At 47.3% G+C, this 20549-nt stretch carries 27 protein-coding genes; 13 read left to right on the top strand and 14 right to left on the bottom strand.

Features of this window, described 5'->3' with window-relative positions; translation table 11 throughout:
* Positions 1-14 precede the first annotated feature (14 nt).
* From sspA to zapE, 7 genes are all read right to left on the bottom strand, one after another.
* On the bottom strand, positions 15-650 hold the full coding sequence (gene sspA, locus M1L23_RS08175) for a stringent starvation protein SspA (protein ID WP_252626840.1): 636 nt from the start codon (positions 648-650) through the stop codon (positions 15-17).
* Positions 651-729: 79 nt separating this feature from the next.
* Complete coding sequence (locus tag M1L23_RS08170; RefSeq protein ID WP_252627120.1) at positions 730-1464, bottom strand: cytochrome c1; 735 nt, start codon at positions 1462-1464, stop codon at positions 730-732.
* The gene (locus tag M1L23_RS08165; protein WP_256473695.1) at positions 1464-2726 is read right to left on the bottom strand and encodes a cytochrome b; all 1263 of its coding nucleotides are present in this window, start codon (positions 2724-2726) and stop codon (positions 1464-1466) included. The genes M1L23_RS08170 and M1L23_RS08165 overlap by 1 nt, the downstream gene beginning before the upstream one ends.
* Entirely contained in the window at positions 2726-3313 is a 588-nt protein-coding gene (gene petA / locus M1L23_RS08160) for a ubiquinol-cytochrome c reductase iron-sulfur subunit (RefSeq protein WP_252626839.1), read from the bottom strand. The genes M1L23_RS08165 and petA overlap by 1 nt, the downstream gene beginning before the upstream one ends.
* Before the next feature lie 182 nt (positions 3314-3495).
* Positions 3496-3888 (bottom strand): 30S ribosomal protein S9, encoded by a 393-nt coding sequence (gene rpsI, locus M1L23_RS08155; protein ID WP_252626838.1) that lies wholly within the window; start codon positions 3886-3888, stop codon positions 3496-3498.
* Positions 3889-3902: 14 nt separating this feature from the next.
* A complete protein-coding gene (gene rplM, locus M1L23_RS08150; protein ID WP_252626837.1) occupies positions 3903-4331 on the bottom strand; it encodes a 50S ribosomal protein L13 in 429 nt (142 codons plus the stop codon).
* 171 nt (positions 4332-4502) lie between these two features.
* Positions 4503-5648, bottom strand: coding sequence for a cell division protein ZapE (gene zapE / locus M1L23_RS08145; protein ID WP_252626836.1), 1146 nt, complete (start codon positions 5646-5648; stop codon positions 4503-4505).
* Positions 5649-5742: 94 nt separating this feature from the next.
* Between zapE and M1L23_RS08140 the strand changes: the two genes are divergently transcribed.
* The 3 genes from M1L23_RS08140 to M1L23_RS08130 all read left to right on the top strand — a co-directional run bounded on the left by M1L23_RS08140 (position 5743) and on the right by M1L23_RS08130 (position 8870).
* A complete protein-coding gene (locus M1L23_RS08140) occupies positions 5743-6186 on the top strand; it encodes a Z-ring associated ZapG family protein (protein WP_252626835.1) in 444 nt (147 codons plus the stop codon).
* 189 nt (positions 6187-6375) lie between these two features.
* Complete coding sequence (locus M1L23_RS08135; RefSeq protein WP_252626834.1) at positions 6376-7710, top strand: DegQ family serine endoprotease; 1335 nt, start codon at positions 6376-6378, stop codon at positions 7708-7710.
* Between the two features lie 92 nt (positions 7711-7802).
* Positions 7803-8870, top strand: a complete 1068-nt coding sequence (locus M1L23_RS08130) for a trypsin-like peptidase domain-containing protein (protein WP_252626833.1) — start codon at positions 7803-7805, stop codon at positions 8868-8870.
* 16 nt (positions 8871-8886) lie between these two features.
* Here the strand turns inward: M1L23_RS08130 and murA are convergent, their stop codons facing one another.
* From murA to M1L23_RS08095, 7 genes are all read right to left on the bottom strand, one after another.
* Positions 8887-10146, bottom strand: coding sequence for a UDP-N-acetylglucosamine 1-carboxyvinyltransferase (murA, locus tag M1L23_RS08125; protein WP_252626832.1), 1260 nt, complete (start codon positions 10144-10146; stop codon positions 8887-8889).
* A gap of 11 nt (positions 10147-10157) precedes the next feature.
* Positions 10158-10415 (bottom strand): BolA family protein, encoded by a 258-nt coding sequence (locus tag M1L23_RS08120; protein WP_252626831.1) that lies wholly within the window; start codon positions 10413-10415, stop codon positions 10158-10160.
* Positions 10416-10485: 70 nt separating this feature from the next.
* Entirely contained in the window at positions 10486-10806 is a 321-nt protein-coding gene (locus M1L23_RS08115) for an STAS domain-containing protein (protein ID WP_252626830.1), read from the bottom strand.
* Positions 10807-10812: 6 nt separating this feature from the next.
* Positions 10813-11280, bottom strand: a complete 468-nt coding sequence (gene mlaD, locus M1L23_RS08110) for an outer membrane lipid asymmetry maintenance protein MlaD (protein WP_252626829.1) — start codon at positions 11278-11280, stop codon at positions 10813-10815.
* A 3-nt stretch (positions 11281-11283) separates the two neighbouring features.
* A complete protein-coding gene (gene mlaE / locus M1L23_RS08105; RefSeq protein ID WP_252626828.1) occupies positions 11284-12057 on the bottom strand; it encodes a lipid asymmetry maintenance ABC transporter permease subunit MlaE in 774 nt (257 codons plus the stop codon).
* Positions 12054-12854 carry an ATP-binding cassette domain-containing protein gene (locus M1L23_RS08100; protein WP_252626827.1) on the bottom strand — a complete coding sequence of 267 codons (801 nt, stop codon included), beginning with the start codon at positions 12852-12854 and terminating at the stop codon, positions 12054-12056. The genes mlaE and M1L23_RS08100 overlap by 4 nt, the downstream gene beginning before the upstream one ends.
* Positions 12855-12987: 133 nt before the next feature.
* Positions 12988-13566 (bottom strand): TetR/AcrR family transcriptional regulator, encoded by a 579-nt coding sequence (locus tag M1L23_RS08095; RefSeq protein ID WP_252626826.1) that lies wholly within the window; start codon positions 13564-13566, stop codon positions 12988-12990.
* 174 nt (positions 13567-13740) lie between these two features.
* Here M1L23_RS08095 and M1L23_RS08090 point away from each other — a divergent pair, with 174 nt between their 5' ends.
* From M1L23_RS08090 to M1L23_RS08045, 10 genes are read left to right on the top strand one after another with little or no spacing between them, the layout of a single operon-like run.
* Positions 13741-14712: a KpsF/GutQ family sugar-phosphate isomerase gene (locus M1L23_RS08090; RefSeq protein WP_252626825.1), complete on the top strand. Its 972-nt coding sequence runs from the start codon at positions 13741-13743 to the stop codon at positions 14710-14712.
* A gap of 1 nt (position 14713) precedes the next feature.
* Positions 14714-15262, top strand: a complete 549-nt coding sequence (gene kdsC / locus M1L23_RS08085) for a 3-deoxy-manno-octulosonate-8-phosphatase KdsC (RefSeq protein ID WP_252626824.1) — start codon at positions 14714-14716, stop codon at positions 15260-15262.
* Positions 15259-15843, top strand: coding sequence for an LPS export ABC transporter periplasmic protein LptC (gene lptC, locus M1L23_RS08080; protein WP_252626823.1), 585 nt, complete (start codon positions 15259-15261; stop codon positions 15841-15843). Before kdsC ends, lptC begins: the two co-directional genes overlap by 4 nt.
* Positions 15803-16339 carry a lipopolysaccharide transport periplasmic protein LptA gene (lptA, locus tag M1L23_RS08075; RefSeq protein WP_252626822.1) on the top strand — a complete coding sequence of 179 codons (537 nt, stop codon included), beginning with the start codon at positions 15803-15805 and terminating at the stop codon, positions 16337-16339. Before lptC ends, lptA begins: the two co-directional genes overlap by 41 nt.
* A 5-nt stretch (positions 16340-16344) precedes the next feature.
* On the top strand, positions 16345-17070 hold the full coding sequence (gene lptB / locus M1L23_RS08070) for an LPS export ABC transporter ATP-binding protein (protein WP_256473688.1): 726 nt from the start codon (positions 16345-16347) through the stop codon (positions 17068-17070).
* Positions 17071-17128: 58 nt separating this feature from the next.
* Complete coding sequence (locus M1L23_RS08065; RefSeq protein WP_252626821.1) at positions 17129-18607, top strand: RNA polymerase factor sigma-54; 1479 nt, start codon at positions 17129-17131, stop codon at positions 18605-18607.
* A gap of 27 nt (positions 18608-18634) precedes the next feature.
* Positions 18635-18922 (top strand): ribosome hibernation promoting factor, encoded by a 288-nt coding sequence (hpf, locus tag M1L23_RS08060; RefSeq protein ID WP_252626820.1) that lies wholly within the window; start codon positions 18635-18637, stop codon positions 18920-18922.
* A gap of 6 nt (positions 18923-18928) precedes the next feature.
* The gene (gene ptsN / locus M1L23_RS08055) at positions 18929-19393 is read left to right on the top strand and encodes a PTS IIA-like nitrogen regulatory protein PtsN (RefSeq protein WP_252626819.1); all 465 of its coding nucleotides are present in this window, start codon (positions 18929-18931) and stop codon (positions 19391-19393) included.
* Entirely contained in the window at positions 19384-20271 is an 888-nt protein-coding gene (rapZ, locus tag M1L23_RS08050; RefSeq protein ID WP_252626818.1) for an RNase adapter RapZ, read from the top strand. Before ptsN ends, rapZ begins: the two co-directional genes overlap by 10 nt.
* The gene (locus M1L23_RS08045; RefSeq protein ID WP_252626817.1) at positions 20264-20539 is read left to right on the top strand and encodes an HPr family phosphocarrier protein; all 276 of its coding nucleotides are present in this window, start codon (positions 20264-20266) and stop codon (positions 20537-20539) included. The genes rapZ and M1L23_RS08045 overlap by 8 nt, the downstream gene beginning before the upstream one ends.
* Positions 20540-20549: the final 10 nt, after the last annotated feature.

Below are 20549 nucleotides of genomic sequence, written 5' to 3'. Positions count from 1 at the left end.
ACTTTGCATAACAACTAGGCCTTGCCCATTTCGCGTTCGGCTTCCGTAAGCGAATCTTGGAACGACTCACGATCAAACAGGCGTAACATATAACCTTGAATTTCTTTCGCCCCAGCGCCGGTAAGCTCTATACCATAAATTGGTAAGCGCCATAACAACGGCACTAAGTAGCAGTCAACTAAAGTAAAGTCGTCGCTCATAAAAAACGGTTGGTCGGCAAACGCAGGAGCTAGAGAAAGAATTCCTTCTCGTAGCTCTTGGCGAGCTTGTTCCGCTTCCTTTTTAGTGCCCGTTAAAATAGTGTCTGCTAAAGCGTACCAGTCACGCTCAATGCGATACATCATTAGGCGGCTGTTCCCGCGGCTAACAGGGTAAACTGGCATCAATGGTGGATGAGGAAAGCGCTCATCTAAATATTCAAGAATAATACGCGAGTTATAAATAACGAGCTCACGATCAACCAGCGTGGGCACGTTATCAGGGTAAGGATTCAATTGCTGTAGATCTTCCGGGATATTCCCGTCGTCGATAAAGCTGATCTCATAAGTGACGCCTTTTTCAGCCAGCACAATACGTGCTTGGTGGCTAAATAGGTCTTCACGGCCTGAGTAAAGGGTCATAACTGAACGTTTATTGGCAGAAGTAGCCATGTTTTTCTCCACATTAGCTAACAGCAAAGGGGCGCTATACGCCCCCGGTCATTCCAGCCGTGTAATACGTTGGAATGGCTTACTTAACATCCCGCCAGTACTCTTTCTTGAGTAACATGGTTAGGACTAATAATACAATTAGGAAGCCAATAACAAAGAAACCTAAACGTTGACGTTCTAAAATCACTGGCTCGCCCACATAAACCAAGAAATTGGTTAAGTCGAGCATGGCCTGATCAAATTCATCAGCACTAAGGCGTCCGTTACCGTCGGCACGAATACCTGCGTACACGTCACGCATTTCGCCGTCGACCATACGACGTTCCCAAACTTTTCGTGGTGTACCTTGCAGCTCTTCAAGCATCCAGGGCATACCCACATTTTCAAAAACTTCGTTATTCACACCAAAGGGGCGCGACTCGTCTACGTAGAAACTACGGAAAAAAGTATATAACCAGTCCGGACTACGAACCCGAGCAACCAAGGTTAAGTCTGGTGGGGTTAAACCAAACCATTCTGCCGCAGCCGTTTTGTCGATTGCCGACACCATGTGCGCGCCAACACCATCACCAGTAAACTGCAGTAGCTCTTCACCTAAGTCTAACGGAATACCAATGTCTTCAAAGGTTCGCTGATAGCGTTGGTATTGTGCGTTATGACAGCCCATACAATAGTTCACAAAAATTTGTGCACCACGCTGTAATGAAGCATTGTCGGTTAGGTCGTAGTTTGCTTTATCAAGTGACATGCTTGGGCCGGCTGCAAATACAGCCGACGGTAGCAAAAAGGTCACCGCAAGAAGAAATCGCTTCATCATTTCGTCAACCTCTCCGGTAAAGGCTTGGTTTTTTCATTCTTACTGTAAAACCATAAGAACACAAAGAACGCGAAGTATAAGAAGGTAAATATTTGCGCCATCAAGGTGTACAAGTCTGTTGCCGGCTTCACACCTAGGTAACCTAGTACAATGAAGCTAATAACAAACTGCACTATGTTCAAAGTGTGCCAACCGCTACGGTAGCGCATTGAACGCGTGTTACCGCGGTCAATCCAAGGCAACAAGAACAGCAGTACTATTGCGCCAAACATTAAAATAACACCCAGCAACTTAATTGGTACCGCCCTTAAAATTGCATAGAACGGGGTAAAGTACCAAACCGGCGCAATATGTTCAGGCGTACGCATTGGGTCGGCGGCCTCGAAGTTTGGACCTTCAAGGAAGAAGCCACCCATTGTTGGTGCATAAAATATTACCAATGCAAACAAGATAAGGAATACCGACAAGCCGACTAAGTCTTTCACCGTGTAGTAAGGGTGGAACGGAATCGAGTCAACAATGTCGTATTTGTCTGCGTAATATTTGTGAAACTCAAATTTCGACTGTTCTTCTTTTGGTATAGAACCTTTCTTACGTTTTACTTCGACACCGTCTGGGTTGTTCGAACCCACTTCGTGCAACGCAATTAAGTGTAAGAAAACTAAAATAACCAATACCAATGGCAATGCAATAACGTGCAAAGCAAAGAATCGGTTTAGCGTGGCACCCGAAATAACATAGTCACCGCGAATCCAAGTGGTTAGTTCGTCACCAACAATTGGAATAGCACCAAACAGAGAAATAATAACCTGTGCACCCCAGAACGACATTTGCCCCCAAGGTAGCATGTAGCCCATAAAGGCTTCAGCCATTAGCACGAGGAAAATGAGCATGCCGAAAATCCACAACAGCTCCCGTGGCTTCTGGTACGAACCGTACATTAACCCTCGGAACATGTGTAAATAAACCACAATAAAGAAGGCCGACGCACCCGTTGAGTGCATATAGCGCAGCAACCAGCCGTATTCTACGTCACGCATGATGTATTCAACGGAGGCAAACGCACCTTCTGCTGTTGGCACATAGCTCATGGTTAGCCAAATGCCCGTTACTATTTGATTAACCAACACAACAATGGCCAGCGAGCCCATAATGTACCAGAAGTTAAAGTTCTTCGGTGCAGGGTATTGGGTCACGTGCAGCTTCATGGTATTCGTAAACGGAATCCGTTCGTCGATCCAGTCAATTATACGTTTCATTATGCTGCTCCCTCGTCTACACCAATAATAACCGTGTCGTCGTCAACAAAGTAATATGGCGGAATAACCAGGTTCGTAGGTGCAGGAACCGACTGGTACACGCGCCCTGCAATGTCAAAGCGTGAGCCATGGCACGGGCAGAAGAAACCAGCTTCAACACCTTCTGCTTCAGCAAACTTACTCGGAATGAACTGTGGCGAACAACCTAAATGGGTACAAATACCAACTGCAACAAACCACTCGGGTTTAATTGAACGGTATTGGTTCTGTGCATAAATAGGCTGCTGCGGCACTTTTGAATCCGGGTCACGCAAGCGGTTTTCAGTTGTACTTAGGCTGTCTAGCATTTCGGTTGTACGACGAATAATCCACACCGGACTACCCCGCCACTCAACACGAACCAGTTGGCCAAGCTCTATTTTATTAATCTTCACTTCCACCGGTGCACCCGCAATTCGGGCTTTCGCACTTGGGTTCCAGGAAGCAATGAAAGGTACGGCGGCCCCGACTGCACCTGCAGCACCTACAACAGAGGTAGCAACAGTTAAAAATCGGCGGCGGCCTTTATCTACAGGCGCATTGCTCATCCATCTTTCTCCAGTATTGGACGCTGTGCGGAATCATCCGCAGCACAAGTACATAATACTCGCGACAAAAAAAAATGCTTCTCGATAATAAAGAAAAGCCCGGCTCTTTACAAGGCTATTCCCAGTGTGGTGGCAATAAAAAACCCAGCCAAAGCTGGGTTTTGAAGCGAGAAAAGAAAGGCTTAACGTTTTGAGAACTGTGGACGCTTACGCGCTTTCGCAAAACCAACTTTCTTACGCTCAACTTTACGTGCGTCACGAGTTACATAACCCGCGCTACGTAATTCACCACGTAGGGTTTCGTCATATTGCATAAGTGCACGAGTAATACCATGACGGATAGCACCCGCCTGGCCAGTCGTACCACCACCTGCAACAGTAACATATACGTCAAACTTGTCTGCCATTTCTAGCAATTCAAGTGGTTGACGAACAACCATACGCGCTGTTTCACGACCGAAGTATTCTTCGATTGTGCTGTTGTTGATCTGAATCGCACCGCTACCCGGACGCAGGAAAACCCGCGCTGTAGAGCTTTTGCGACGACCTGTACCGTAGTATTGAGTATCTGCCATAGTCATCTGCTCCATTAAATATCAAGGGTTTTAGGTTGCTGTGCGCTGTGGTTGTGCTCTGGTCCCGCATAAACTTTTAGTTTACGGAACATGTCACGTCCTAACGGACCACGTGGCAGCATACCTTTAACGGCGGCTTCAATAATCATTTCTGGTTTTTTAGCCTGTAGCTTTTCAAAGCTAATCGACTTCAAACCACCTGGGTAACCACTGTGTGAGTGATATATTTTGTCTTTTGCTTTGTTACCAGTAACGGTAACTTTTTCAGCGTTAATAACAATAATATAGTCACCTGTGTCTACGTGTGGGGTGTACTCAGGCTTATGCTTACCGCGTAAACGTACGGCAATTTCGGTCGCAATACGACCAAGAGTTTTACCTGCAGCGTCAACAACGAACCAGTCGCGTTTAACGGTTGCTGGTTTTGCAACAAAAGTTTTCATGCTTAGATTACCTAGAATTCATGAATTTAGCCAAGGCTGCTCCGGGCTTCCCCGCGAGTATGCCAATAATTTTCCCGTGGCCCTGTGGCCAACTGCGCTGGGATAACGCAGGGGAAGTAACGTGGGCTGCGCGGGATTATACTGAAAGCGCGGCAGAAGATCACCTTCTATTTACGCTTTGTGTGCTAACGCTAAGTATTCTTGCGACTGCATTTCCAATAACCGACTTAAACAGCGTTTATATTCAAAAGCTAAACGGCTGCCCTGGTAAAGGCTTTCTATTGGCGCTGCGCCCGACATAATCAGCTTCACCCGCCGCTCATAAAACTCGTCCACTAAAGCAATAAAGCGCCGTGCCGTGTCGTCGGCGTCTGCGTGCATAATTTTCACGTTGCTAATTAGTACCGCTTGATACTGTTGTGCAATAGCAATGTAGTCATACGGGCTACGGGGGCCCTCACAAATATCGCTAAAGTCGAACAGCACCACATCGTTGGCGGCCATGCGAGCGTGAATACTGCGATTGTTAATGGTTAAGTCTACCATTTTTTCTACGCCATCGCTGCCGGTGGTTAAATCGCAAAAGTAACTTACTAGGTTACGGTCGGCTTGTGCGTCTAGCGGCCAGTGGTATATTTCAGCTTTTTCCAGAGTACGCAAACGGTAATCAATGCCGCTATCTACGTTAACCACGTCGCAATGTTCTTTAATAAGCTCAATAGCGGGTAAAAACCGTGCTCGCTGCAAGCCATTCTTATATAGGTCGTCGGGCACAATGTTCGACGTGGCCACTAACACTACATTGCGTTTGAATAGCTCTTGCAAAAGCGTACTTAAAATCATTGCATCGGCAATGTCTTGCACAAAAAATTCATCGAAACAAATAACTCGAGCTTCACTTGCTAGTTTTTCAGCCACCACAGCTAAAGGATCAGACCGCCCCTTTAAGTGTTTTAGGTCTTCATGCACGCGCTGCATAAAGCGGTGAAAATGCACCCGCCATTTCCGTTCTAAAGGCAAAGCGTTATAAAAGGTGTCTACCAAATAGGTTTTACCACGGCCCACCCCACCCCAAAAATAAAGCCCTTTTACCTTTTTACCTTGCGGCTTGCCCGTAAGCACACGCTTAATTTTACGCCGCACCCGCACTCGTCGGCCCGGTTTCGTGATTAAGTCGTCGTACAGGCGCTGCAAGTGTAGCACCGCCTGTTCTTGTGCTTTATCGTAACTAAACCCGTTTTTCTCAAGGTCTTGCTGGTACAACGCCAAAGGCGTATCGTCGTTGCTCGGCATTAACTGCGCCGCTGGTTCACTCATGAAGAAAAAATACCCTGACATCTGACGACTGATTGGAAAAATACATGATACCATTAAACACAGTACACGAACCACGGCGGTAAGGAGAAATACAATGGGATGGCTTATCGGAATTTTATTAGTCATTGCTGGTGCTATTATTGGTTTTTTTGCCAGTCGCTTTTGGCTTGGCAAAGGTGGCCACTCAGCAAGCTTGGCTGCGCAACTAGAAGACACAAAACAGCAGTTCGACGCGTACCGTCGTGATGTTTCCGAACACATGGCAACGGCATTGCAACTGTCTGAACAAGTAACAGAAATTCAAAGCAAGCTCAGTCGCTTTCTGGGCGAAAGTGAAAACTTCCTGCAAAGCGAAAAAGAATGGCAGCAGCCGTTACCTTTCTTTTCCGACGGCACCATGAAGCAGCTGCGTCAATCGAACCTGCTGGAGCCCGAGCCAGAGCGCCGTAAAACAAGCGAAGGTCGTCACGACGAAGCCCCTCGCGACTATTCAGAACCAGGCAGCGGGTTGTTTTCACCTATTAAACCCAAAGAGTAAACTAACCCCATACAACCCAGCCCTCGTGCTGGGTTTTTCTTATCAGCACGCTTGAATTTCACTTTATCAGAACTTATCTTGCTTCTATCAGTCTGTTAATAAGCAGCACACCTATAGTTTATGTAGGCTTATCGCCGCAACTCGTTTAAGTAAACCTTGTTGATTTTATTTAGTGGAGTACCGCATGCTATGAAACGTTTTCATATTCTAGTGGCTTTTTTAGCCTTATCTTTTTCTACCTTCACGTATGCACAAATTCCTTTTGCCCAGTTATCACAGCAAAATGGCACCCCAACACTAGCCCCTATGCTAGAACAAGCAACTCCTGCCGTGGTTAATATTTCCGTAGAAGGCACTCGGGTTACCCGGCAACGCATACCCGATGCTTTTCGGCATTTCTTTGGCCAACAAGAACAAGTGCGCGAACAACCTTTTCAAGGGCTTGGCTCAGGCGTTATTATTAATGCCCGCGAAGGGTATGTGGTTACCAACAACCACGTGGTCGACAGTGCCAGCGACATTACCGTAACCTTGAACGACGGCCGTACTTTTACCGCCACCGTACTAGGTGCCGATCCTGATTCCGACATTGCCTTACTCAAACTCAATGAGCCTGAGAACCTTAAAGAATTGCCACTTGCTAACTCCGACGCACTTCGGGTAGGCGACTTCGCCATAGCCATTGGCAACCCCTTTGGCTTAGGTCAAACCGTCACTTCAGGTATTGTTTCAGCCCTTGGCCGAGGGGGCTTCGGGGTCGATCGTTTAGAAAACTTTATTCAAACCGACGCGGCAATTAACCGCGGTAATTCTGGAGGCGCCTTAGTCGACCTTAATGGCCGCCTTATTGGTATTAACACTGCTATTTTAGGCTCAACAGGCAATATTGGTATTGGCTTTGCTATACCTTCAAACATGATGAAAAGCCTTGTAGACCAAATACTTGAGTTCGGTGAAGTACGCCGTGGTATTTTAGGTGTGCGTGGCCGCGACCTTGACCAACAGCTTGCTGACGCTCTCGACATTAAACGTACCCGCGGTGCTTGGGTAAGTGAAGTTATTCAAGACAGCGCCGCACAACAAGCTGGCATTAAGGCCGGCGACGTTATAATTAGCATCGACGGTACGCTTATTCAATCCATGTCAGAACTTGCTGCCAAAGTAGGCGCTGCTGGTGCTGGCCGTGATATTACCCTAGGTGTTATTCGCGACGGTCACGAAATAAACATACCGGTGAAGCTAAGTGAAGCCGACAAGGCCATTACTGCCGAATCAATGCACGAAGCCCTTCGCGGCGCTACCTTGCAAACTAATAATGGCAGCGGTTTGCGGGTCAGCGACATTGAGTCAAAGTCGCCTGCCGAACAAATTGGTTTAGAAACCGGCGATATTATTATTGCAGTAAATCGTCAGCCAACGAATACGGTAACTGAATTACGCGCCGTTTTAGAACGCAGTAAGGGCGTTACGGCATTAACAATTGTGCGGGGCAACCGCCAGCTTTACTTGTTACTGCCCAATTAAATAAACTTTAACTAACTCTGGGAGCGGAAACCTACCTCCGCTCCCTTTTCAATGTTAAGATCAGCCAATAATTTCTTAACATAAAATAATTAATGCCCAAATTCCGCCAGTCAGCACTTACTCAATACCTTATAAAGCCTGCTCTTGTTGGCTTTATTGTTGCTGCATTGGTTATTGTGGCTTTACCTCTGGTCAACCAACCAACCGCTCCTGTTCACACTAGCACACAGCCAGCATTAATAAGCTTCGCCGACGCGGTAGAACTAGCAGCGCCAGCAGTGGTGAACATTTATACTACGCAGTCTATTCGCAATCCGCGCTGGCCCTTACAAAACGCCTCTACTTTACGCCTTGGCTCGGGCGTTATTATGAATTCTCGCGGCTTTATACTTACCGCTCGCCATGTGGTGTCCGACGTTGATCTAATTCGTGTTGCCTTACAAGACGGCCGTGTATTTGGTGCTCAACTTATTGGTAGCGATAGCCTCACCGACTTAGCCGTACTGCGTATTGAAGCCGACAACTTGGCGGTTATTCCCCGTAACGACAACTACACTCCCCGCGTTGGCGACGTGGTACTGGCTATTGGCAACCCCTATAATTTGGGCCAAACCGTTACCCAAGGCATTGTGTCGGCTACCGGCCGCACCAACCCTGAAAATGGCTACTCTGAATTTATAAAAATGGACGCATCAATAAACGAAGGTAACTCGGGCGGCGCCTTAGTAAACTCTCGAGGTGAATTGGTAGGTATTAACAGTGGTCGCTATTTATCTCAGCAAGGGGAAGAATTAACCGGTATTTCTTTTTCGGTTACCTATCATTTAGCCGAACGTATTATGGAGCAGATTATTGCTGAAGGCTCGGTTACCCGTGGTTACCTTGGGGTAGAAGCACGGCAAGGTTTTCATTCAGAATTGAATATGGTTGGTATAGTTTTAGAGCGGGTTGAACCGAACAGCCCCGCAGAATTGGCCAATTTAAAGCCGAATGACTTTGTCTTTCGTATTAACGACATACCCCTAGAAAGTTTGAACCAAGCCCTCGATCTTGTAGCCGCCGCGCGGCCTGGTTCAAAATTACGCATTCACTTTATTCGTGAGCAAGAACAGTTCGTTACCGAAGCAGTTATTCAACACTTACGCTTACCTGAACACTAACCTAGGTGCCAAACAACTACATTTGAACCCGCTGAATGTCAGCACCTAGTGCGCGTAACTTTTCTTCTATTTTCTCGTAGCCGCGGTCAATATGATAAATACGTTCAACTTCCGTTTCGCCTTCCGCCACAAGCCCAGCAATAACTAACGACGCCGAAGCGCGTAAGTCGGTACACATTACCTGTGCGCCACTTAGTTTAGCCGCACCACGACAAATAGCCGTATTGCCTTCTAAATCTATGTCGGCACCCATACGCTTTAGTTCTGGCACATGCATAAAGCGATTTTCAAAAATAGTTTCACGCACCCAACCAGTTCCTTCGGCAATAACATTTAGGGCGGTAAATTGCGCCTGCATATCGGTGGGAAACGCTGGGTAAGGTGCAGTAATAATATTTACTGAACGAGGCTTACCCGTACTGCGTAGTTCTATGGTAGTGGCTGTACGGGTTATGTCGGCACCGGCTTCCGTTAGTTTTTTCAATACTGCATCTAGCAAGCTTGGGTCTGTATGGGTACAGCGCACATGGCCACCGGTAGCTAAGGCAGCCACTAAAAAAGTGCCCGTTTCAATACGATCAGGCATTACGCGGTATTCACCACCATGTAAGCGTGGCACGCCTTGAATACGTATGGTGTCGGTACCTGCACCGCGAATATCGGCACCCAAACCATTTAAAAAATTGGCTAGGTCAACTACTTCAGGCTCACGGGCGGCGTTTTCAATAATGGTTTCACCCTTGGCTAAGGTGGCTGCAGCCATGAGGTTTTCTGTGCCCGTTACACTTACCATGTCCATGAGCAAGTGCGCGCCTTTTAACCCTTGTGGCGCTTTAGCTTTAATGTAGCCTTGCTCAACCACAATGTCGGCACCCATTTGGCGCAAACCTTCAATGTGCAAGTTCACGGGCCGTGCGCCAATAGCACAGCCGCCCGGTAACGACACTTCAGCTTCACCACACTTAGCTAACAAAGGCCCAAGCACTAACACCGACGCCCGCATGGTTTTCACCAAGTCGTAAGGGGCTACATGACCATGGCTTTTACCTGGTTGTATGGTGTAACTGTCGTGGCTTTCGCGCACATGGGGAATACCCAAACGCTCAAGTAATTTCAACGACGTTTGTACGTCTTGCAATAAGGGTACGTTATGAATAGTTACCGGCTCGTCGGCCAATAAAGAAGCCAGTAGAATAGGTAGGGCAGCGTTTTTCGCACCCGAAATGCGAACGTCGCCAACAAGCTTGGCGCCGCCTTTAACAATAAACTTTTCCATTAATTTACGCCCTAGCCTGGCATATTTAAAAGCTTTTCTCGGCGCCAGCGCTCCGGAGTAAACACTTTAATAGAAAGGGCATGAATTGTACCGTCAGCAATTTTGTCATTTAACGGTGCATAAATCATTTGCTGCTGTTTTACTCGGCTTAATTGCGCAATTTCTTCACTCACGGCAATAACCTGATAGTGCGTACCCTCAGCCTTTACATGAACTTCTTCAAGGCCCAGTTCTTTTGTTAATAGCTCTTCAATGTCAGACGGTTCCATTCGGCTCCCTTTATATACTTTTATCAATAACGAATTTACACGGCAGCTGTGGTGCTGCAAGCAATAAGCTCTAGCTTAACGAAAGCAGCTCAGTAACACCACTCACTGCGGCAAAGGCCACCAGCTGTTTGTTTACGTTGTGTAAAGTTAGTTTGCGCTGCTGGGTTTGTAATTCGGCTTTTAGCTGAATTAACATGGCTAAACCAGCGGAGTCCACCGCATTTACTTTCGACAAGTCTAAGGCCAAGGTTTCTTTACCCGCCGCCCACTGGTGCCTCTCTTGCCAGGCTTTAGGCACGCTGTCGCGGTTCAATGCACCCGCTACATGCACCAGGTTTTGTTCTGCCCGAAAGGTTAACTCTGTATTAGGCTGTTCGCTTTGCATTGTCATGGCAACTCACTTTTCGCCTTGGCTAAACAAAAACTGGCCAATTAAGTTTTCTAGCACCATGGCCGAGTTGGTGTTTGGAATTTCTCCACCATCTCCTAATATTTCAACAAAGTCGTCAATAAAGCCCGGCTCAAGGCCTATATATTGTTCGCCAATAATGCCCGAAGTTAAAATAGACGCCGTGCTGGTTTCAGGAAAGCGGTTATAACGCATGCTTATTTGCATTTCTACCACAGGCTCGTAATAGTCGCCTTCTAATTGAATAGCCGACACTCGCCCTACCAACACGCCCCCCACTTTCACTGGTGAACGCACTTTTAAGCCGCCAACATTATCGAATTTAGCCACTAAGGTGTATGTTTCACCGCGCGTTGAATCGCTCGTATTTGCAACTTGTAGCGCCAAAAAAAGCAACGCGGCAATTGCTGCAGCAGCAAACACACCTACCATTAATTCCATTGTACGAGTTGTCATAAATCACCCAAACATTATTGCGGTTAAAACAAAATCTAAACCCAGCACAGCTAACGAACTGTACACCACAGTTTGTGTGGTTGCTGCGCTAATCCCCGGCGACGTAGGCGTTGCCGTATACCCTTTAAATAGTGCTATCCAGGTAACTACAACGGCAAACACTAAACTTTTAATTACGCCGTTCATTACGTCGTCTTGCCAGTGCACGCTCGACTGCATTACCGACCAAAATGCCCCGTCGTCAACGCCTAGCCATTCTACGCCCACCATAAAACCGCCATAAATACCCACGGCATTAAACATCAACGCTAATAACGGCATGCTAATAACACCCGCCCAAAAGCGTGGTGCTATAACTCGGCGCAGTGGGTCAACGGCCATCATTTCTAAACTAGAAAGCTGTTCTGTTGCGCGCATTAAACCAATTTCTGCGGTTAACGCTGAGCCCGCACGACCAGCAAACAATAGTGCCGTAACTACCGGCCCTAGTTCACGCAGCAGCGACAATGCAACCATAGGCCCTAACGCCTGCTCGGCGCCAAAGTCCACTAAAATAGTGTAGCCCTGCAAACCCAGCACCATGCCAATAAACAAGCCCGAAATAATAATAATCAGCATCGACTGTACGCCCACCACATACAGTTGGCGAATTAGCAGCGGCAACATTTTCCGTGGTTGCGGCTTACCTATTAACGCTTGCGCCAGCATAATAGTAGCTTGGCCAACACCTTGAATATTATTCAATATGTTGCGCCCTAAAAGGTGAAACATACTCATGGCTTGGCTCCTAGCAAGTCGGCGTGGTAGGGCTTTGCTTGGTAATGGAATGGCACCGGGCCATCGGGCGCGCCAGTTAAAAACTGCTGCACTAATTCCGAACCATTTTCCCGTAACTCTTGCGGCGTACCTTCACCAACAATTTTCTTATTGGCCATTACAATCAAGTGGTCAGAAATACTCATCACTTCTTTTACGTCGTGCGACACCACAATGCTGGTTAAGCCTAAGGTGGCATTAAGCTCGTCTATTAGCTTCACCAACATGCCCATAGAAATAGGATCTTGGCCAGCAAAAGGCTCGTCGTACATAATCATTTCTGGGTCGAGCACTATTGAACGTGCTAGCGCCGCCCGCCGGGCCATACCCCCCGACAGTTCGCTAGGCGCCATACCGCCAGCGCCACGTAAACCTACCGACTCTAGCTTCATTTTTACAATAGTTTGAATAATGTTTTCTGGCAGCTTAGTATGCTCGCGCAATGGGAAGGCCACGTTTTCAAACACCGACATTTCAGAAAAAAGTGCACCACTTTGAAACAGCATACTCATACGTTTACGGGTTTCATACAAAGCACTACGGCCCAGTTTGGCCATGTCTTGCCCGCCAAATAATACTTCCCCGCGGTGCGCTTTCAACTGCGCCCCTATAAGGCGTAACAAGGTAGTTTTGCCACTGCCACTAGGGCCTAACACCCCAGTTATTTTGCCCCGCGGAATAACTAACGACACGCCCTCGTAAATAGAGCGCTCACCGCGGTTAAAGTATACGTCTTTAATCTCGACCAAGTTGCCCACGTTATGTCTCGCTTATGCTTGGAAACTTGAATTTGAAGGGCCGCATGCGCCACCCTCACGGTTTATTCTAAAGTAGACCGAACGAACACTTTATTGTACCTGAATTCGGCCTACTATTGTTATTGGCTTTTGCTTAGTTCGAGTTATCAGCTTCTACCATTTGTATTAAATACTTGGCAAAAGCGTCGTCGTTGCCTTCTTCGCCACCAGCAATACCGAATTGGCGACACAAGCGATTACCTAACACCGCATACCAAGCCACCCGTGCTTGAATTGGTCCGGCACTGCTTTGGTCTAATAAGGTAAACAACTCTCTTTGTCGGTCAGCAATAATTTCCATTAAGCATGGTTTAGTAGCCGCGGCAGCAATAATTGCGCTGTCGACACCCAACTTACCACGTTTGTTGTGGGCCAGCTCCGACTTAATCAAGGCAACTATTTCGTTATCACTGGTGGGCTCTTGGTCGCCAATTAATTCCCGACGCAATGTTATACGCCGATCTACATAACGTTCTAACATTGCTTCAATCAGTGCGTCTTTACTCGAAAAATGATACAGCAAACCGCCTTTACTAATACCTGTAACTTCAGTTAAACCGTCGAAGGTTAATTGCGCCGCGCCTTTGTCTTGTACTAACTCTTCAGCCCGCTCTAATATAAAGTCACGTTTGCTCGGACGACCACCGCGTCCAACTGCTTTTGCCTCTGTCATGTGTCATTCCTTTTAATGCTGCTGTAAAATTACGATACACCACAACCGTCCGTGCGGTATAGTAATTGATATAGCTAGTTAAGTAAACGCTATTTCCTCTGCTAGGTTCTTAAACGTATTTGCTTGCAAGGTGGTATACTGCCAGCAACTAAAAATATAGTTAGGAAAGTCCTTATGTTGAAACCGGATTATCTTGCCCAAGGGCGCCGAGTGCTTGATATTGAACGTGCCGCCTTGGCCGCCTTACACGACAGCCTAGACGAACAGTTTGGCCTTGCTTGCGAACTTATGTTGCAGTGTAAAGGCCGGGTAGTTGTTACAGGCATGGGAAAGTCGGGCCATATTGGCGGTAAAATTGCAGCCACCTTAGCCAGTACTGGCACACCGGCTTTTTTTGTTCACCCCGGCGAAGCAAGTCACGGCGACTTAGGCATGATCACCAAGCAAGACGTTGTTTTGGCGCTGTCTAATTCTGGTGAAACCGGCGAAGTTGTTAGTATTATTCCGGTACTAAAGCGGCTAAACGTACCTCTTATAGCGCTAACAGGTCGCCACGACTCTACCTTAGCTACCTTGGCCGACGTACACGTATGTGTAGCTGTTAACGAAGAAGCCTGTCCTCTTGGGTTGGCGCCAACCGCTAGCACTACAGCCACCTTAGCCATGGGCGACGCGTTGGCAGTGTCATTATTGCATGCGCGAGGCTTTACCGCCGACGACTTCGCCTTATCGCATCCAGGCGGTAGTTTAGGCAAACGCTTGCTTCTTCGGGTGGCCGACATTATGCACCAAGGCGACCGTATTCCTAAAGTAAAAAGCAATGCTATTATTTCGGCGGCCTTGTTAGAAATGTCGCGTAAAGGGCTTGGCATGACCAGCATAGTGAACGACCAAAATGTATTGTTAGGTATTTTCACCGACGGCGACCTGCGCCGCATACTCGATCAACGTATCGATGTTCACCAAACGCCCATTGCCCAAGTAATGACCAGCAACTGTATTATTGCCACTCCACACATGCTTGCTGCTGAGGCCTTACAACTAATGGAAGCGCGTAAAATAAATGGTTTAATTGTTGTCGACGAACACAAACAAACCATTGGCGCTTTTAACATGCACGACATTTTACAAGCTGGGGTAATTTAATATGGTTAGTACCTGGTACGGTAATATTGCGCCACAACTGTTACAAAAACTGGCGCAAATAAAAGTGCTAGTATGCGACATAGACGGCGTATTTTCCGACGGCCGTATTTACCTAGGCAATAACGGTGAAGAACTTAAAACCTTCCATACCCGCGACGGCCTTGGGGTAAAGGCGTTACGCTCGGCAGGTATTGAAGTGGCCGTTATTACTGGCCGTACCTCAAACATAGTGCACGAGCGCATGACCGCCCTAGGCGTACCCTTTATTTACCAAGGGCAAGAGCAAAAAGAAGCGCCTTTTGCAGAAATTCTCGACGCTCTGGGGCTAACGGCCGACCAAGCCGCATATATTGGCGACGACAGCCCCGACTTACCCCTTATTCAATTAGCCGGCCTAGGTGTTGCTCCCTTCGACGCCCATCCAGCGGTTCAGCACGCCGCCGACTATGTTACCACCTGCCGTGGTGGCTTTGGTGCGGTACGGGAAATAGCCGACTTAATATTATTGGGCGCTGGCAAACTGCACCAAGTAATGGAGAGCAGTACGTGAACCAACGCACACTGTTTCTTATCAGCCTGTTAGCAATAGTTGCCACCTTGATACTTTGGCAACCATGGCAGCAAGAGCAAGAAGCGCCTGCATTGTCCGAGCAAGAGCAGCTAGTGCCCGACTTTACTGCCGAAAACCTAGTAACCCGTATTTTCGAATCGAATGGTCGTTTGTCGCACCGAATTCGTGCCGCGCACATGGCCCATTACAGCCAGCAAAATTTAACCGAGCTTACTTTGCCGGTATATATAACCAATATTGAAAATCAGCCTGAAGGTGCAACCGAACTATGGCAAGTGAAAGCCACCGAAGGGCGTTTTTATAACGACAAGAAACTTGAGTTAATAACGCAGGTAGAACTCATGAATTTATCGAATATCGGGTATATTCGGAATATTAACACCGACTACTTAGCTATCGACTTAACTACTCAGCAAATGTATACCGAGTCACCGGTGACTATTTCTGGGCCGCAATTTCTTATTCGTGGTATAGGTTTAACCGTCGACATTGAGTCTCAACAACTGGAATTAATACAGCATGTGGAAACAATTTTTTATCCTAGTGGCCATCAGCGTTAGCTTCGTTACCAATACCGCTTGGGCTAACGAAACTCTAACTCGCGACTTTGCGCAGCCGATTAATATCGACGCCGACCACGAGTTTTTCGATCTGCGCAATAATATAGTGCGCGTTGAAGGCCACGTTGTTATTACCCAAGGTAGTTTAATTATTCACGCGGAAAGCTTAGTTATAGAAGGTTTTGGCAGCGACGTAAGCGATGCTGAACGGTTGGTAGCAACGGGCTCTCCTGCCACTTACCAGCAAGAAGTAGACGTTGGAGTAACCGTTAACGCCAGTGCTAATATTATTACTTACGACGCCTTTAATCGTATTCTAATTTTATCGGGTAATGCTGAGTTATTACAAAGCGGAAATTTTTTAAAAGCCTCAGACATAACTTATGATCTCGAAAACCAAACCATTACGGCCGAACGCGGTGAACAGTCGGGCCAACGGGTAAGAACCAGTTTACAACCTCGTGAGCAGTCTGAAGAGAAAAAAGGGAACAATTAATCAGCATGTCACAATTACGCGCAGAGCATTTAGCGAAAGCCTACAAAGGCCGAACCGTAGTAAGCGACGTCAGCCTAACCGTGAACGCCGGCCAAGTGGTTGGATTGCTTGGCCCGAACGGGGCTGGCAAAACCACCACGTTTTATATGATCGTTGGCTTAGTTAAAAACGACAAGGGCAAAATTTATCTCGACAACCACGACATTACCTTGCTACCTATGCATGAGCGAGCTCGGCGTGGCATAGGTTATTTACCACAAGAGTCTTCTGTGTTTCGTACGTTGTCGGTGCGCGACAATATTATGGCTATTTTAGAAACCCGCAAAGACCTCAGCCCAGCCGAACGAGAAGACAAACTCGACAGCCTTGTCAGCGAATTCAGTATCGGCCATATTATAAGTAGTGCAGGTATGGCGCTTTCAGGTGGTGAACGCCGCCGCGTTGAAATTGCTCGCGCCCTTGCCGCCGAACCCCAGTTTATTTTGTTAGACGAGCCTTTTGCTGGCGTAGACCCGCTTTCTGTGATCGATATCAAGAAAATCATTCACCAATTAAGGCAACGTGGTATAGGCGTGTTAATAACCGACCACAACGTACGCGAAACCTTATCGGTGTGTGAACACGCCTACATTGTTAGCCAAGGGCAGCTGATCGCCGAAGGGTCACCGCAACAGGTATTAGCAAATCAAAAAGTAAAAGAAGTTTACTTAGGTGAACAATTTTCTTTGTAATATATAACTGTATTGCACATCTATTATTCTTGTTTAAAGGAGCTATTTTAGAAGCGCTATGAAGCAAAGCCTGCAGCTTAAAATTGGCCAACAGCTGACAATGACCCCGCAGCTACAGCAAGCGATCCGGCTTTTGCAGCTTTCTTCCTTGGAATTAGTGCAAGAAATTCAAGACGCTCTCGACAATAATCCTTTGCTTGAAGTTGAAGAAGATGACTTTAACGACGAAGCGACCAGTAAAGAAAAAGCGCTTGATAGCAACGAACAAGAACAAGTAGATGCCAGTGAGCAAGACTCGGCCGACGCCATGGCAAATGAAGAACTGCCCGAACACTTAGCCACCGACAGCACCTGGGACGACACCTATACCGCTGGCTCGAGTAGCAGTAGCGGTTCGTCTGCGGGCATGGCCTCCGACGACGACTATGTGTACCAAGGCGAAACCAGTGAAAGCCTACAAGACTACTTGCTATGGCAAATGCGTTTGTCACGTTTTTCTGAAGTCGACCAATATATTGCAGAAGTAATTATCGACGCCATAGACACCACCGGTTACCTTAGCCAGTCGTTAGACACGGTTTTAGCCGCGGTGGTTAAACAGTACCCCGACGTGGAAATTGATGAAGTTGCGGTAGTTTTAAAACGCGTTCAAAATTTCGATCCCGTAGGCGTTGGTGCCCGCGACGTAGGTGAGTGTTTACTACTACAGCTTAACCACTGGCCTGAAAACACCCCATGGCTAGCGGAAACCCGCGTTATTTTACAACAGCACATCGACCTACTTGGCAACCGCGACTACCGTACTTTGGCCCGTAAAACCAAATTAAAAGAAGACCAACTGCGAGAAGTAATGAAACTAATTCATTCATTACAACCTCGCCCTGGCGACTCTTTTATGCCCAGCGAAGGCGACTATGTTATTCCCGACGTGTCGGTACGCAAACACAAGGGCCGCTGGCTGGTTGAATTAAACCCCGACTCCCTACCAAAATTACGGGTAAACGAGCAATACGCCGCCATGGCACAAAGTGCTCGTAACCCCGAAGACAGCCAGTATATTCGCCACCATACCCAAGAAGCCCGTTGGTTTATTCGCAGCATTGAAAGCAGAAATGAAACTTTATTGAAGGTCGCCAATTGTATTGTGCAGCGACAACAGGCATTCTTTGAGTATGGCGAAGAAGCAATGAAACCAATGGTACTTAACGATGTCGCAGAAAGTATAGAGATGCATGAATCAACTATCTCGCGAGTTACTACGCAGAAGTTCATGCATACCCCGCGCGGCATATTTGAGCTAAAGTACTTCTTCTCCAGTCACGTAAGTACCGAAGATGGGGGGGAGCGTTCATCTACAGCTATACGCGCATTGATACGTAAACTAGTGGCTGCGGAGCCTGCGGCGAAGCCATTAAGCGACAGCAAAATTGCCGAACTTATGGCCGACCAAGGAATCCAAGTCGCTCGCAGAACGATTGCGAAGTATCGGGAAGCGCTTAGCATCCCTCCTTCCAATCAGAGAAAAAGCCTTTTATAGAAGGCGGCAAAATAAGGAAGACGTAATATGCAAATTAATCTGACCGGTCATCATGTTGATATCACCGACGCACTTCGTAACTATGTAGACACTAAGTTTGCAAAGTTAGAGCGTCATTTCGATCACATCACCAATGTGCACGTGGTTTTAAATGTTGAAAAACTACGCCAAAAAGCAGAAGCTACCTTGCATGTAAGTGGCGGCGAGCTATTTGCCACCTCTGAGCATGAAGACATGTACGCTGCAATCGATGGCCTAATCGATAAACTCGATCGCCAGGTTATTAAACATAAAGAAAAGCTGAGAAGACATTAGATACGTATGGACCTTCGTGAGATCTTGAGCCTGGACTGCACGCGTAGTGCAGTTCAGGAAACAAGTAAAAAGAAAATTTTGGAAGTTATTAGTCAATTGGTTGCTCCCAAGCTAGCGGGTGTAAGTAGCGACGATGTATTCGACAGCTTACTTCAACGCGAACGTTTGGGCAGCACCGGCATTGGTCTTGGTATAGCCATTCCACATGGCCGGCTAAGCCATGCTAGCCGCCCGGTGGCAGTGCTTATGACCTTGGCTACGCCAATCGACTTTGACGCCATTGACAACCAACCTGTTGATATTATTTTCGCTTTGCTGGTGCCTGAAAACGAGCCTGAAGCTCACTTGAAAACACTTTCAGAAGTTGCCCAACGGCTCGATAATCGCGACGTATGCAGAAAACTGCGGGCAGCCACCAACGACGAGGAGCTTTATACGGTATTTACGGAAGTTGAAACGCCATGCAATTAATTATTGTTAGCGGGCGCTCCGGCTCTGGAAAAACAATCGCCCTTCGAGTGCTAGAAGACCTTGGCTACTATTGTGTCGATAACTTACCACTGCAGTTATTGCCGGCATTAATCCACTCGCTGCGCCAGTATCAGTCGTTGGCGGTAAGCGTTGACGTGCGTAACCTGTCCGACGACAGCGACGCACTTGCCGAGTCGCTCGACTTTTTACCTGACAAAATTAAACCCGAAATTCTATTTATCGACGCCAGCGACGAAGTATTGTTGCGCCGTTATGGCGAAACTCGGCGCATGCACCCTTTGTCGCGATTAGAAAGTTCGTTGCCCGACGCCATAGCCCTTGAAAACCAAATGTTGGCACCGTTAAAAGCCCGTTCTCAGTGGCATATCGACTCCAGCGGTTTAAGCGTTCACGAGCTTAGTGAGTCAGTACGCGAACATGTACTTGGCCGTAAAGACGCGAATTTAATTATTACTATACTGTCCTTCGGCTTTAAACACGGCGTACCCGCTAATGCCGACACCGTATTCGACGCCCGTATTTTACCCAACCCCCATTGGGAGCCCGAACTAAAACCCTTCACCGGTTTAGACGAGCCCGTAGCACATTTTTTAAGTGTGCAACCTTTGGTGACTAAGTTTATTCACCAAGTAGAAACCTTTACCGAAACCTGGTTGCCCTACTTTGAACGCAGCAACCGCAGCTACCTTACCATTGCCATTGGTTGCACTGGCGGCCAGCATCGCTCGGTGTATATTGCTGAAGTATTAGGCAAACGGTTAACCGAACTTGGCATAAACGTAAAGGTGAAACACCGTGAACTAGAGCAAATTAAGAAACAGCAAAAGCTAGACCAAGCGGGGCAAAAGAATGCCTGAAATACGTCGTATGGTAACCATTCGCAATAAACTTGGGTTACATGCACGGGCAGCTACCAAACTAGCTAAGCTTACCCACCAGTTTGAAGCCTCTATTCATGTGCGCCAAGGCGACAAAAAAGTCGACGCCGGCAGCGTTATGGGGCTTATGTTACTGGCTAGCCAGCAAGGCCGTGAAATAGAAATTATCGCCTCAGGAAACGAAGCCGAAGCGGCTATGAATGCCATTGAACAGCTTATTCAAGACAAGTTCGACGAGGACGCTTAAGCGCCCTCGC

Origin of the sequence: Aliidiomarina quisquiliarum (assembly GCF_023922585.1) — a bacterium.
Lineage (GTDB): Bacteria > Pseudomonadota > Gammaproteobacteria > Enterobacterales > Alteromonadaceae > Aliidiomarina > Aliidiomarina quisquiliarum.
This window is presented reverse-complemented; position numbering and strand designations above follow the sequence as displayed.